The 13,476-nt window shown below is 71.2% G+C and carries 14 protein-coding genes and 2 tRNA genes; 14 read left to right on the top strand and 2 right to left on the bottom strand.

Annotated elements, in window-relative coordinates; genetic code table 11:
• The first annotated feature begins 102 nt into the window (after positions 1 to 102).
• The 3 genes from AC4IJH_RS22290 to AC4IJH_RS22280 all read left to right on the top strand — a co-directional run bounded on the left by AC4IJH_RS22290 (position 103) and on the right by AC4IJH_RS22280 (position 3,342).
• Positions 103 to 1,389, top strand: coding sequence for a glutamate-5-semialdehyde dehydrogenase (locus AC4IJH_RS22290; protein WP_490853576.1), 1,287 nt, complete (start codon positions 103 to 105; stop codon positions 1,387 to 1,389).
• Between the two features lie 84 nt (positions 1,390 to 1,473).
• A complete protein-coding gene (locus AC4IJH_RS22285) occupies positions 1,474 to 2,058 on the top strand; it encodes an SCO2584 family spore wall biosynthesis protein (protein WP_490853575.1) in 585 nt (194 codons plus the stop codon).
• A 186-nt stretch (positions 2,059 to 2,244) separates the two neighbouring features.
• A complete protein-coding gene (locus AC4IJH_RS22280) occupies positions 2,245 to 3,342 on the top strand; it encodes an SCO2583 family membrane protein (protein ID WP_490853574.1) in 1,098 nt (365 codons plus the stop codon).
• Here AC4IJH_RS22280 and AC4IJH_RS22275 read toward each other — a convergent pair.
• On the bottom strand, positions 3,305 to 4,432 hold the full coding sequence (locus tag AC4IJH_RS22275; RefSeq protein WP_490853573.1) for a M48 family metallopeptidase: 1,128 nt from the start codon (positions 4,430 to 4,432) through the stop codon (positions 3,305 to 3,307). The two genes, AC4IJH_RS22280 and AC4IJH_RS22275, sit on opposite strands and share 38 nt — an antisense overlap.
• Before the next feature lie 199 nt (positions 4,433 to 4,631).
• Between AC4IJH_RS22275 and AC4IJH_RS22270 the strand changes: the two genes are divergently transcribed.
• From AC4IJH_RS22270 to phsA, 10 genes are all read left to right on the top strand, one after another.
• On the top strand, positions 4,632 to 4,784 hold the full coding sequence (locus AC4IJH_RS22270; protein ID WP_490853572.1) for a hypothetical protein: 153 nt from the start codon (positions 4,632 to 4,634) through the stop codon (positions 4,782 to 4,784).
• Between the two features lie 165 nt (positions 4,785 to 4,949).
• Complete coding sequence (locus tag AC4IJH_RS22265) at positions 4,950 to 5,126, top strand: hypothetical protein (RefSeq protein WP_490853571.1); 177 nt, start codon at positions 4,950 to 4,952, stop codon at positions 5,124 to 5,126.
• Positions 5,127 to 5,177: 51 nt separating this feature from the next.
• Positions 5,178 to 5,789, top strand: coding sequence for a nicotinate-nucleotide adenylyltransferase (gene nadD / locus AC4IJH_RS22260; RefSeq protein WP_490853570.1), 612 nt, complete (start codon positions 5,178 to 5,180; stop codon positions 5,787 to 5,789).
• A gap of 24 nt (positions 5,790 to 5,813) precedes the next feature.
• Positions 5,814 to 7,691, top strand: coding sequence for an LCP family protein (locus tag AC4IJH_RS22255; protein ID WP_490853569.1), 1,878 nt, complete (start codon positions 5,814 to 5,816; stop codon positions 7,689 to 7,691).
• A gap of 98 nt (positions 7,692 to 7,789) precedes the next feature.
• Positions 7,790 to 8,224: a ribosome silencing factor gene (gene rsfS, locus AC4IJH_RS22250; protein ID WP_490853568.1), complete on the top strand. Its 435-nt coding sequence runs from the start codon at positions 7,790 to 7,792 to the stop codon at positions 8,222 to 8,224.
• On the top strand, positions 8,221 to 8,892 hold the full coding sequence (locus AC4IJH_RS22245; RefSeq protein WP_490853598.1) for a histidine phosphatase family protein: 672 nt from the start codon (positions 8,221 to 8,223) through the stop codon (positions 8,890 to 8,892). The genes rsfS and AC4IJH_RS22245 overlap by 4 nt, the downstream gene beginning before the upstream one ends.
• A gap of 126 nt (positions 8,893 to 9,018) precedes the next feature.
• Positions 9,019 to 9,091: transfer RNA gene (locus AC4IJH_RS22240), tRNA-Ala, on the top strand.
• A gap of 217 nt (positions 9,092 to 9,308) precedes the next feature.
• Positions 9,309 to 9,563, top strand: a complete 255-nt coding sequence (locus AC4IJH_RS22235) for a hypothetical protein (RefSeq protein ID WP_490853567.1) — start codon at positions 9,309 to 9,311, stop codon at positions 9,561 to 9,563.
• A 64-nt stretch (positions 9,564 to 9,627) separates the two neighbouring features.
• On the top strand, positions 9,628 to 9,801 hold the full coding sequence (locus tag AC4IJH_RS22230; RefSeq protein WP_490853566.1) for a hypothetical protein: 174 nt from the start codon (positions 9,628 to 9,630) through the stop codon (positions 9,799 to 9,801).
• A gap of 233 nt (positions 9,802 to 10,034) precedes the next feature.
• Positions 10,035 to 11,858, top strand: coding sequence for an O-aminophenol oxidase PhsA (gene phsA, locus AC4IJH_RS22225; protein ID WP_490853565.1), 1,824 nt, complete (start codon positions 10,035 to 10,037; stop codon positions 11,856 to 11,858).
• Here phsA and AC4IJH_RS22220 read toward each other — a convergent pair.
• Entirely contained in the window at positions 11,794 to 13,182 is a 1,389-nt protein-coding gene (locus tag AC4IJH_RS22220) for a glycosyltransferase 87 family protein (protein ID WP_490853564.1), read from the bottom strand. The two genes, phsA and AC4IJH_RS22220, sit on opposite strands and share 65 nt — an antisense overlap.
• A 178-nt stretch (positions 13,183 to 13,360) precedes the next feature.
• On the opposite strand from AC4IJH_RS22220, the gene AC4IJH_RS22215 reads away from it, so the two are divergent.
• Positions 13,361 to 13,433 (top strand) — tRNA-Ala (locus tag AC4IJH_RS22215).
• Positions 13,434 to 13,476: the final 43 nt, after the last annotated feature.

The following is a 13,476-nucleotide window of genomic DNA, read 5'->3' as shown; positions in this document are numbered from 1 at the left end:
GCGAACCCGGCCGGGCGCCCGGTGCCCGCCGCGCCCGGACCGGGCGTCCCGCACTGTGGGATACGGCATGGCCGCCGTCCGCCGCCCGGCTAGGCTGCGGCCATGACCAGCACAACCGAAACCTCGCCCGTCCTGGAGACCGCCCGCCGCGCCAAGGAGGCGGCCGCCACGCTCGCCCCGCTGCCGCGGGTGCCGCGCGACGGTGCGCTGCTGGCCATCGCGGACGCCCTGGTGGCGCGCACGGACGAGATCGTGGCGGCCAACGCCCAGGACGTTCAGCGGGCGCGGGCGGCCGGCACCGCCGAGTCGATCGTGGACCGGCTCACCCTGACCCCCGAGCGCATCCAGGCGATCGCGGCGGACGTCCGGGACGTGGTGGCGCTGCCCGACCCGGTGGGCGAGGTGGTGCGCGGCTCGACGCTGCCCAACGGCCTGGACCTGCGCCAGGTGCGGGTGCCGCTGGGCGTGGTCGGGATCATCTACGAGGCGCGGCCCAATGTGACGGTGGACGCCGCCGCGCTGTGCCTGAAGTCGGGCAACGCCGTGCTGCTGCGCGGCTCGTCCTCCGCGTACGCCTCCAACACCGCGCTGGTGAAGGTCCTGCGGGACGCGGTCGAGAGCGCCGGGCTGCCCGCCGACGCCGTCCAGCTGGTGCCGGGCGAGAGCCGGGACTCGGTGCGCGAGCTGATGCGGGCGCGCGGCCTGGTGGACGTGCTGATCCCGCGCGGCGGCGCCTCGCTGATCCGTACGGTCGTCCAGGAGTCCACGGTCCCGGTGATCGAGACCGGCACCGGCAACTGCCATGTGTACGTGGACGAAGCGGCCGATATCGAGATGGCCCTGGACATCCTGGTCAACTCCAAGGCGCAGCGGCCCAGCGTCTGCAACGCCGCCGAGACGGTGCTGGTGCACGCGGGCATCGCCGAGGCCTTCCTGCCGCGGGCCCTTGAGGCGCTCACCCAGGCCGGGGTGATCGTGCACGGCGACGAGGCGTGGCAGAAGGCGGGACCCGGCCTGGTCGCCCCGGCCACCGACGAGGACTGGGCCGCGGAGTACCTCTCGTACGACATCGCCGCGGCCGTGGTGCCCGACCTGGACGCCGCCGTCGCCCACATCCGGCGCTGGACCTCCGGCCACACCGAGGCCATCGTCACCACCTCGCAGGCCGCGGCCCGCCGCTTCACCCAGCTCGTGGACTCCACCACCGTCGCGGTCAACGCCTCCACCCGCTTCACCGACGGCAGCCAGTTCGGCTTCGGGGCCGAGATCGGCATCTCCACCCAGAAGCTGCACGCCCGCGGGCCCATGGGGCTGCCCGAGCTGACCTCCACGAAGTACATCGTCACGGGCGACGGCCATGTCAGGGACGCCGCCCGGCGCAGCGGCTGACCTGGCGCGCCAGGCCGGGCGGGCAGCGGCGGTGAATTCCCCTTCGCCCTGCCCAAATCGGCCGTCCGGGGCTAACCTGGACGGGTGCCGGACGACGTGGGGGGCAGGCCGTTCCCGGACGGCGACGAGCCCGACGAGCACGACCGATCGCGCCGCGGAGATGCGGATGAAGAATTCGCCTCCGTGGTCTTCGACGAGGATTTCGTACGATCCGCGCCGATCCATGAACCGACCGCGGTGGAGCGGATGCTGGCCGCCGCCCAGGCGGAGGCGGCCCGCTCCCGGCCGGTGTACGGCCCCGAGGGCGAGCCGGGCTCCGAGAGCGGCGGCGCGCTGGACGGCGCCGTACGGCCTGGGTTCCCCGACCAGGGCGGCCAGAGCCTGCACGACCCCTACGGCTCTTACGGCGGGGCGCTGCGCCCGTACCGCAGCAGTCTGCGCTGGCACCGCCCGGTGGCCTGGGTGCTGGCCGTCGTGATGGGCATCGGCCTGGTCGCGCTCGCTTTCACCGCCGTGTACCGCGGCGGTTCGGGCAAGACGCAGAGCCCGGCGCCGCCGCCCGCCTCCAGCGGGGTCGACGGGGTGCAGACCGTGCGGCCCGGCGCGCTGCCGTCGGCGTCGGCGGTCTCCGAGCCGCCGCCCGCCTCCGCGGTGCCGCGGACGAACTGAAGGCCGTGCGGGCAGGTGTGCGCCTGCGGTCCGGGGTGGTCGGCGGGGAGTGAACTTGCCGTTGGCCGCTGCCTGTTGGCGCCTTTGCGCCCCTGTCCTGGCCGATGCGCGGTCTCTTGAGCTTCCGTCGGAAGTTGTCGTGTACCAGGGCGTTTACCTTCGCCTTTCCAGACCTACTCTTGTTGTATGGCCGGGCCTGGTGACCCTCCCGAAGGGACCCCCGAGAGCGCCCCGGGAGGCGGAGAGGACGAGTACCGATCCGTCGTGTTCGACGAATCGTTCGTGCGGGCTGCGCGGCTGCAGGAGTACTCCGCGCAGGAGCGGATGGGCGATCACGCACGGGCCGTGCGCACCCGCCCCACCTGGGCGCGCCGCAGCGGCTCACGGCAGGCGCTGCTGCTGGTCCTGCTGATCGTGCTGGCCTTCGGCACCGCCGTCTACATGGGGGTGCGTCACCCCTACAAGGCGCCCGCCGAACCTCCGCCCGTGGAGCCCCTGCGCTCCACGGTCATCCCGCTGGCGCCGGCCGGCGAGGTGCCGGGGGGCAGCCCCGCCGACCTGATCGCGCACAGTCCGGCGGCCCAGTTCCGCGTCGGTGCCGCCGGGGTCAACCTCCCCGACGCGCACGGCACCGAGCACTTCTCGGACAGCCAGGTCATCACCGCGCTGAGCATCGTGAAGAAGTATCTCGTGCGGTCCTCGCTGGATCCGGCCACCCTGACGCGCGGGTCCGTGCGGCCCGTACGCCTGCTGCTGAACACCGATCAACTCGACCAGTTCGACCGGAGCATGGCCCGGCCCGCCGACGACGGGCGGCATGCCGCGACCGGCTGGCTGATCCGCTTCGACCCGGCGCGCACCGCCCTCGCGGACCCCGCGATACGGGTCAACGGCACGCTGTCGGCCGTCGAGGAGAGCACCGAGGCGCTCCAGGTCACCGCGGACTACACCTTCGTCTATGTCGTGCGGCCCGTCGTGCGGCAGCCGGGCGACAAGGCAGGCGCCGCCTCGCTGTTCACCGTACGGCGCGAGCTGCACTTCCGGCTGGACCGGGACGATCTGACCGATGAACGACTGGAGTTGCGGCAGAGCAACCTCCAGGCGGGACCGCTGGACTGCGGGTCCGAACCGGCCCGCGCGCTGGTACCACTGAGCGCGGGCCGGCACGCCGGCACCGACGGACCGGCGGGCACCGATCCGTACTCCCGCGGCCGGGCGAACACGTCGCTGTGCGGGGTGCTGGCCGCTACTGCCCAGCCGAGCCCGAGCCACCCGATCCGCTAGGGCCCTCGCCGCCCGTGCCGTTGGCGCCGCCGCCGGCGCCACCGGAACCACCGCCGCGGTTGCCGCCGCGGAAGACCGTGTCACGCAGCTTGCCGCCCAAGTCCCCTGCGCCGCCTGCGATATCGCGCACCAGGCCCATCAGCGGGTCCTTGCTGGTACGCACGGAGTTGGCGTAGTGCTCGGCGGACTCCTTGAAGGAGTCGGAGACCGAGGTGTCCTTGTCCTCCTCGCGGCGCGGGTAGTGGCCGTCCATGATGCGCTGGTAGTCGCGGCTCTCGGCCCACTTCTTCAGCTCGGCGGCGCGCACGGTGGTGAAGGGGTGGCTGCGCGGCAGGACGTTGAGGATCTTCAGTACGGAGTCGCGCAGATCGCCGCCGGACTCGTACTCCTCCGCCTGCTTGAGGAAGGCGTCCACGTTCATCTCGTGCAGATGATTGCCGCCCGCCAGCTTCATCAGGCCGCGCATGGAGGCCCGCAGGTCCTGGCCCACCAGCAGGCCCGCGCGGTCGGCGGACAGCTCCGACTTGCGGAACCACTCGCGCAGCGCCGTCACGATCGCCATGATCGCGACGTTGCCGAGCGGGATCCAGGCGACCTTGAGCGCGAGGTTGGTCAGGAACAGCAGGATCGTGCGGTACACCGCGTGCCCGGACAGGGCGTGGCCGACCTCGTGGCCGATGACCGCCCGCATCTCCTCCTCGTCGAGCAGCTCGACCAGGCCGGTGGTCAGCACGATGATCGGCTCGTCCAGGCCGATGCACATGGCGTTGGGGGTGGGGTCCTGGTTCACGTACATCGGCGGGACCTTCTCCAGGTCCAGGATGTAACAGGCGTCCCGCAGCATGTCGTTGAGGTGCGCGAACTGCTGGTCGCTCACGCGCACCGAGTCCGAGAGGAACAGCAGCCGCAGGCTGCGCTCGGGCAGCAGACCGCTCAGCGCCTTGAAGACGGTGTCGAACCCGCTCAGCTTGCGCAGGGCCACCAGCGCCGAGCGGTCGGCGGGGTGTTCATAGGCGCGAGAGGAGATTCCGGGGAATCGCCTGCGGTCCCTGCTGGGCGCTTGCTCGCTGCCGGTCGGGTTCTCCGTCATTGGGGCCTCCCCCTGTTCGACTTCGTGATTTCAGACTAGAGGACGCCACTGACAGCCATTTGGATGCCCGGGCGTACGCTGGCGGGCACGCCCAAGCCCGTACGTGCCCGGATCTGCCCGTACGGTCCGGAGCACAACCGAGAAACCCGGCATAGCGGGCCCACCCGCCACACCCCGGCACACAAGGAGCACAACGGCCATGCTGAACACGAGCGTGCTGCTCGCCGCGGCACAGGAGACCTCCAAGCACGACGGGCCGGGCTGGCTCCTGCGCGGCGTCCTCATCGCCGGCGTCATAGGCGCCGTCCTGCTCGCGTGGGTGCTGCTGCGCGGCTACGGCAAGCAGGACTGAGGCCGTCCGCAAGCAGGACCGAGGCCGTACCGCCCGGCGTACCGGCCGCTTCGCCGGGCCGACCTGCCACTGTCGGGCGGAGTCGGCGTGAGGTCGGCGGCGGCCCGCCCTTACGATGTGGCGGAAGTCTCTGCCCGCCCTCAGCCCGGATAGGTCCTGCCGACGATGAGCCTGCACAGCACCGCACAGACCCTGACGACCAACCTCACCACGCTCGCCGAAGGCGGCGGCCACGAGGGCGGCGGCCACGCCAGCCTGAGCCCGTACGTCACCGGCGGCGGTGCCCTGATTGTCCTGCTCCTCCTGCTCTGGATCACCACCCGCTTCAACCGGGACCGCTGAGCCGGGCCTCCCGGCCCCAGCGGTGCGCAGCGCCCAGTAGGGTCTGCACGCATGGGAGAGCAGACAGGGCCCGTGAAGCGGCGGCTCGGAGTGATGGGCGGGACGTTCGACCCGATCCATCACGGACACCTGGTCGCCGCCAGCGAGGTGGCCAGCCAGTTCCACCTCGACGAGGTCATCTTCGTACCGACGGGGCAGCCGTACCAGAAGAGCCATCAACGGGTGTCCCCGGCGGAGGACCGGTACTTGATGACGGTCATCGCGACCGCGTCCAACCCGCAGTTCTCCGTGAGCCGCATCGACATCGACCGCGGCGGCAAGACGTACACCATCGACACACTGCGGGATCTGCGCGCCGAGCACAGCGACGCGGATCTCTTCTTCATCACCGGCGCCGACGCCCTGTCCCAGATTCTGACCTGGCAGGACGCGGAGGAGCTGTTCTCGCTCGCCCACTTCATCGGGGTGACCAGGCCCGGACACGTCCTCGCGGACCCCGGGCTCCCCGAGGGCGGAGTGTCCCTGGTCGAGGTGCCGGCCCTGGCCATCTCCTCGACCGACTGCCGGGCGCGCGTCGCCCAGGGGGATCCGGTCTGGTACTTGGTGCCGGACGGTGTGGTGCGCTACATCGACAAAAAAGAGCTGTACCGCAACGACCGCTGACGGGGCTGACGGAAAGGGGCGCCGGTGAGCGACCGACAGGATCCGTACGCGCCGCGGGAGCCGTACGGTCCGCAGGACCCGTATGCCCAGGAGCAGTCGGGGCAGCAGCCGGTGCAGCCCGGGTACACCTACGACGCCTACGGGCAGCCGGTGTACCAGCAGGACGTGCCGCAGCAGGCCTCCTACGACCCCTACGGGCAGCAGCAGGGGCAGCACACGGACCAGGGGCAGCCCGGCGGGCAGGCCTCCTACGATCCCTACGCCGCCTCCTACGACCCGTACGGCGCGCAGCAGGGGTATGCGCCGGGCGGGCAGCAGGGGTATCCGTCGGAGACGCAGGGCCAGCTGGGCCAGCAGGCCGAGCAGGGTCAGCACGGTCAGCAGACGTACGGGTACGACCCGTACGGGCAGCAGCCGTCGTACCCGCAGCAGTACGACCCGTACGCGCAGCCTCAGCAGAGCCAGCAGCCGCAACAAGAGCAGCAGGCGCAGCAGACCCAGCAGCAGGGGTGGATCCCGCAGCAGGCCGCCCAGCCGTCCTACGAGCAGCAGTCCTCCCCCTATGAGGAGCTGCGGCCGGAGCGCCGGGAGGAGGCCGAGGCCTCGGCGCGCGCCGCCGCGTCCTCGCGCGCGGACCGGGCGGACGCCCCCGACTACCGCACCGAGCAGTTCTCCTTCATCGAGGAGCCGGACGAGGACTCCGAAGACGTCATCGACTGGCTGAAGTTCACCGAGAGCCGCACCGAGCGGCGCGAGGAGGCCAAGCGGCGCGGCCGCAGCCGCGTCGTCGCGCTCGGCGTCGTGCTGGCCCTGCTGGTCGTGGGCGGCGTCGGCTATCTGTGGTGGGCGGGCAAGCTGCCGGGGACCGGTGCGGACGAGGGCGGCGAGGCCGCCGGCGGGGCGCAGAAGCGCGATGTGCTCGTCGTCCACCTCAAGGAGACCAAGAGCGGCAACAGCTCCACGGCGCTCCTGGTGGACAACGAGACCACCCACAAGGGCACCACCCTCCTCCTGCCCAACAGCCTCACCGTCGCCACCGACGACGGCACCACCACCACGCTCGGCAAGTCCGTGCACGACGCCGGTGTGGACGCCACCCGCGACTCCCTCAACGTCCTGCTCGGCGCCGACATCAAGGCGAGCTGGCGGCTGGGCACCCCCTACCTGGAGAATCTCGTCGAGACGGTCGGCGGCATCACGCTGGACACCGACACCACCGTCCCCGGCACCAAGAAGGGCGAGGACCCGCTGGTCAAGCCCGGCAAGGGGCAGGAGCTCAACGGGCAGGCGGCCGTCGCCTACGCCACGTACAAGGCGTCGGGCGAGGCGCAGACCAAGCAGCTGGTGCGCTTCGGGCAGGTCATGCAGGCCACGCTGAAGAAGCTGTCCAGCGACGCGGGCGGCGCCACGGCCACCGTGAAGTCGCTGGCGCAGGTGCTGGACCCGCCGCTGACCGAGTCGCAGCTGGGCAGCTCGCTCGCCCAGCGCGCCGAGCTGGCCAAGACGGGCGCGTACGCCACCTCGGTGCTGCCGGTGCAGCCGGACGGCACGCTCAGCCGGCAGACCTCCGAGAGCGTGGTCAAGGACGTGCTCGGCGGCACGGTCAAGAAGCCCGCCCCGAACGGGAGCGCGCGGGTCGGCGTGCAGGACGCCACCGGCGGCAAGGGCGCCGTGGACAAGGCGCGGATCGCCCTGGTCAACGGCGGCTACACCGTCGTCGACGGCGGCGCGGCCACGGCGGCGCGGCCCGCCTCCGAGGTGACGTACGCGGACGCGGGCGGCAAGGCCAGGGCCGAGGAGGTCGCCAAGACCCTGGGGCTGCCCACGAGCGCGGTCAAGCAGGGCAAGGGCGCCGCGAACGCCGATGTCACGGTCGTGCTGGGCCAGGACTACAAGGGCTGACCAGGGAGAATTCGGGGCGGTCGACAAGTCGAGCGAGCGTGTCAGCGGTACGTGAGACCCTTGATAGGTACCTGACCGCATAGACGAAAGCTTGGCTTGTGACCGCCACGGACCGCTCCATCGAGCTCATCAACGCCGCCGCACAGGCGGCCGCCGACAAGCTCGCGCACGACATCATCGCGTACGACGTCAGCGATGTGCTCTCGATCACCGACGCCTTCCTGCTGGCCTCGGCGCCCAACGACCGCCAGGTCAAGTCCATCGTCGACGAGATCGAGGAACGGCTCAGCAAGGAGCTGGGCGCCAAGCCGGTGCGCCGCGAGGGCGACCGCGAGGCCCGCTGGGTGCTGCTGGACTACGTCGACATCGTCGTCCACGTCCAGCACAGCGAGGAGCGCGTCTTCTACGCCCTTGAGCGCCTCTGGAAGGACTGCCCCGAGCTGGAGCTCCCCGAGGACGCCAAGGCCACCCGCGGCAAGGCGGCGGCGCACGCCGAGGAGACCGCCGCCGAGCAGGACGGAGACCTGAGCTGAACGGCAGCAACAGCAGCAACAGCGGCAAGGGGGGCCGGGGCCGCCGCATCGTCCTGTGGCGCCACGGCCAGACCGCCTGGAACCTGGAGCGCCGCTTCCAGGGCTCGACCGACATCGAGCTGACGGAGACGGGCCTGGGGCAGGCGCGGCGCGCGGCCCGGCTGCTGGCCGCCCTCAAGCCGGACGCGGTCATCGCCTCCGACCTGAAGCGGGCCGCGGCCACGGCCGGTGAGCTGGCCGCCATAACCCGCCTGCCCGTCACGCACTACGAAGAGCTGCGCGAGACCTACGCGGGCGCCTGGCAGGGGCTGACCCACGAGGAGATCGTCGAGCGCTTCGGCGAGCAGTACGCCGCGTGGAAGCGCGGTGAGCCGGTGCGGCGCGGCGGCGGCGAGCTGGAGACGGAGGTCGCCGACCGGGCCGCCCCCGTCGTCCTGCGGCACGCCGACAAGCTGCCGCAGGACGGCACGCTCGTCGTGGTCAGCCACGGCGGCACGATCCGCACCACCATCGGGCGGCTGCTGGGCCTGGAGTCCCACCACTGGGAGAGCCTGGGCGGCCTGTCGAACTGCTGCTGGTCGGTGCTGGGCGAGGGCGCGCGCGGCTGGCGCCTGATGGAGCACAACGCCGGCACCCTGCCGGAGCCGGTCCTCGGCGACGACGACTGACGGCCTGCGGGGCCCTTCCCGGGGCCCGGCCAGGACCGGATTTCACATCTGGGCAGGTCGCAGGCTAAAGTTCTTCTTGTTCGCGGGAAACGCGGGGGAAACCCCGGGGGGACCGGAACAAGACCCGGGGCTATAGCTCAGTTGGTAGAGCGCCTGCATGGCATGCAGGAGGTCAGGAGTTCAATTCTCCTTAGCTCCACAGCCCGGATGATCCCGCCGCCTCTAAGAGGCGGCGGGATCACTGCGTTGTCCAGCCTTCGGTACGCGAAGCCCTGCCTCCCCAGCGCGGCCGATTCGGCAGACGTACACGGGTGCGGCACTCGGCGGCCTCGCGGGCGTCCTGCGGCGGCGGGCCTGACCTGGGCGGCGGTCCGTGGCAGAATTCGGACGGCGCCGGCAGGGGAGGAGACGAGGCGATGCCCACGAGCATCCTGGAGGAGGTCAACGACCTTCTCGACGTTGCCGAGGCGCAAGGTTACGACTGGCTGCCCGAGTACGCTCTCCGCTTCACCTGCCCCGTCGGGGGTGCGGCGGCCTGGGCCCCGTGCTGCGCCGACGCCGGCTCCGTACTGCACTGCCCCTCCTGCGGCTCCTCCCACGTGGCGCAGATGCTGGGCGACAACGGTGGCATTTCCTTCGTCTGCACGGCCTGCGGCCACAGTTGGAGCTGAACTGATGGGGGCTCACAGCCGGAAGTGCGACTGGTGCGGCAGTGGCACGCCGATCGTGCGTGACATGGAACCGCTCAACTCGGACTACCAGTACTGGTGCGAGGAGTGCGCGCGGGCGCTGATCATAAAAGGCGATCCCATCGAGACGTACCGCGAACTCGACGGGGAGCCGATCTACGGGCGGCTGCTGGACGAGCACTGCACGCTGAAGCGGTTCTACTCCTTCGCGACCGCGTGACGGCGTTCACCACCCCCTGACCGCGCTCGCCGCTGCCTGACGGCGCTTCTCACCGTCTGGTCGCGCCGGGCGTACGCGCACGGGCGGGCCGCGGGGGGCGCGGCGGCCCCGAGGGTGAATCCGAGAAATGTGGGCGCGGCGGGAACTGCCGGTGCCGCGTGGGGCGTTGATGTGGTTGAAGCTGCCGTCGGAGACGGCCGGCGGCACGGGGGAAGCGACACGGGGGTCGCATCATGACCGACACGATCAGCCCTGCCCGGGAAGCAGGAGACGGCGCGGGTCAGGCCGTCAAGCGTGAAGCCGTAGCCGAACTGACGCCGTTCATCGACGCGTTACGCATTCCGCCGACCCTGCGGCCCGGCCGCAAGGAAGCCCTGCGGGGCATCGGCATCGACCTGAGGACCACCTGGGTGCGGCTGCACTCCGAACTCCCGCCGACCAAGGTGTGGACGTACGAGGGCCACCTCCCGGGACCGACCATCGAGGTGCGCCGCGGCCAGCGGCTGCGGGTCACCTGGACCAACCGCCTGACCGGCGGGTATCCCGTCACCGCCGTCGAGGTGGAGGCCACTGCCGAGGACCCCTCGCCGGGCGACCGGCCGGGGCGCGGCGGCGTCGCACCCGTCAAGGGCGTCTCCCAGCTCCCGCCGTGGGTGGTGACGCATCTGCACGGCGCGCGTACCGGCGGCGGCAACGACGGCTGGACGGAGAACGCCGTCTCGCCCGGCGACTCCCAGCTGGCGGAGTATCCCAACGACCATCCCGCGGTGGCCTGGTGGTACCACGACCATGCCATGGACATCACGCGCTGGAACGTCTTCGCGGGCCTGGCCGGGATGTATCTGATCCGCGACGAGGAGGAGGACGCCCTGCGACTCCCGCGCGGCGAGCGGGAGATACCGCTGATCATCCAGGACCGCAATCTGGACACCGACGAGGACGGGCGGCTCACCGGCCGGCTGCTCCACAAGGTCCAGATCGTGGGCCACACCAAGGACAAGAAGAACGTCACCGCCCACTTCCAAGGCCCGTACACCCTCGTCAACGGCACGATCTGGCCGCATCTGGACGTCGAGGCGCGCTGGTACCGCTTCCGGCTGCTCAACGGCTCCAACGGCCGTATCTACGACCTGCGGTTCACCGACGAGGAGAGCGGGCAGCCGGTCACCGGAGCGGTTTACCAGATCGGTTCGGACGGCGGGCTGCTGCCCCGCCCGGTCCCGGTGGACGGCACGCTCTCCGTCGCGCCCGCCGAGCGGATGGATCTCCTGGTGGACTTCCGCGTGCTGCGCGGCCGCCGGATCCGGCTGGTCAACACCGCCTCGGACGCCGTCAACCCGCAGGTGATGCAGTTCCGGGTGGGCGCCTCGAAGGTGGCCGACCCGTTCGTACTGCCCGAGGTGATCTCCGCGTCCTTCGAGCGGCTGACCCACGACAACGTGCCCGCCCACGAGCACCGCCTGGTCGTGCTGACCCCGCCGGGGCCGAACGTCTCCACCATGGCGGAGATGTGGGAGATGCACCCGGTCAGGCCGCAGGACGTGCCGGTCCCGGGCGAGGGGATCATCCAGATCAAGGGGCGGGACGGGAAGGTGCGCACCTACCGCCGCGGGGCCCGGATGTTCGACGACGCCCTGGGCTACACGGTCAAGTACGACGACTGGGAGCAGTGGAGCTTTCTGAACCTGGGCGGCGCCGGCACCCACCCCATGCACATCCACCTCGTGGACTTCCAGGTCCTGGGGCGGGACGTCTACCCCAAGGTCCCCGACAGCCCCTACGACCTCGAACTGGGCGGTACGCGCTCGCCGTTGGAGTTCTTGGGCACGGAGCCGGTCTCACCGGGCGACCAGGGCTGGAAGGACACTGTCCAGGTCCCCGAGGGCCAGATGGTCAACGTCATAGCCCGCTTCAAGGGAGCCACGGGCCGCTACATGTACCACTGCCACATCCTGGAGCACGAGGACATGGGCATGATGCGCCCCTTGGTCGTCATGCCCCGCGAGGTGCTGGAGTTCCATCACCACGCCCCGGGCGGGGGTCACGGAGACCACTGACCCGCCGCAGCCGCAGGGCCGCCAGCGCCAGGAAGGCCAGCCCGGCGATCGGATAGACGCCGGAGAGCAGCATCTGGCCGGGGCTTTGGTGAAGTTCCTCGTGGTGGTGCCAGCGGTGTGGCACGTACCACAGCGCGAAGGAGAAGAAGAGCAGTCCCGTCCCGGCGGTCGCCGCCCACCAGCGGCGGCCGCCCGGGCCGGCGAGCCCGCCGTGCCGCAGCGCCTCGGCGCCCAGCACGATCAGCATCGGCACGCCCCACACCCAGTGGTGCGACCAGGAGATGGGGCTCACCAGCAGCGCGGTCGCGGCGCAGGACAGGGCCGCCCAGGCCCGCTCGCCGCGCAGCAGCGAGGCGACGGCCACGGCCAGTCCGAAGGCGGCGACCGGCACCGCCACCACCAGCCAGGCCGCGCCGGGGTCGTGGGTGTGCAGCAGCCGGGCCAGCGCGCCGCGCAGCGACTGATTGGCGGTGATCTCCACTTCGCCGACCCGGTCGGCGGCGAAGACCACCTCCGTCCAGAAGCGGCGCGAGTCCGTGGGGAGCACGGCCGCGGACAGCAGGGCGGTGGCCAGGAAGGTCGCGGTGGCCACGGCGGCCTGCCGCAGCCAGGGATTCCAGGCCGTGCGCAGCCGCCGTCCGCCGCCCGCGGCCGGGCCCCGGTCGCCCGCGTCCGTACGCAGGTGCTGCCAGGCCCGTACGAGACCGGCCAGCGCCAGGAAGACCGCGAACAGCGCCGGGGTCAGCTTGATGCCGGCCGCGATGCCGATGCCGATGCCCGCCCAGCGGTTGGAGTCCTTGCGGGTCAGGTCCCACAGCACCAGCACGGCAAGGAGGAGGTTGATCTGTCCGTAGCGCAGCGTCGTCCACACCGGCTCGCACCACACCAGCAGCGCGGACAGCGCCAGCGTGGCGGCGAGGCGGGGCAGCTGCCGCGGCCGTCCCACCAGGCGCAGGCCGAGATGGACCAGGGCGATCAGCAGCAGGAGATTGCCGAGCGTAGCCAGGGTGCGCATCGTCGGTACGTCCACCAGCGTGAGCGGGGTGAACAGCAGGGAGGCGAAGGGCGGGTAGGTGTTGGGCAGGTGGGCGTAGGTCGCCACCATGTCGTAAAGGCTCTCGCCGTTACGGGCCGTCCAGCCCTCGGCCCGGTAGACCATGAGGTCGACCATGGTCACCCGCGCCAGCCGCTGCGCGATCCAGAAGGCCGTGAAGGACAGGGCGCAGGCAAGCGCCGCCAGCACGGTCGCCCGGCGGCGGACGAAGGCCTTCAGGGGGGAGGCGCCGCGGGCATCGGCGGACTGCTCCAGATCCAGCGCGGTCACGGTGTACGGCTCCCCAGGGACGAAACGGGCACGAACGCCGACAGTACCCGTCACCCTGTCCAGGGGCCCTCCAGGAAGCGATTTGGCGGAACGGGGGGAGGACCGTGTAATGTTCTCTATGTCGCCGCGAGGGAAACCCCGCAAGGGAAACACCGAAGCGGAGACGACAAAAGAACAAGGGGCTATAGCTCAGTTGGTAGAGCGCCTGCATGGCATGCAGGAGGTCAGGAGTTCAATTCTCCTTAGCTCCACAGTGATCAGAGCGGGTCGTCCGGATCGGGCGGCCCGCTCTTT

This window comes from Streptomyces sp. UF-297 (genome assembly GCF_058245575.1).
Note: the sequence above shows the minus strand (reverse complement) of the source record. Positions and strands in the feature narration are given on the sequence as shown.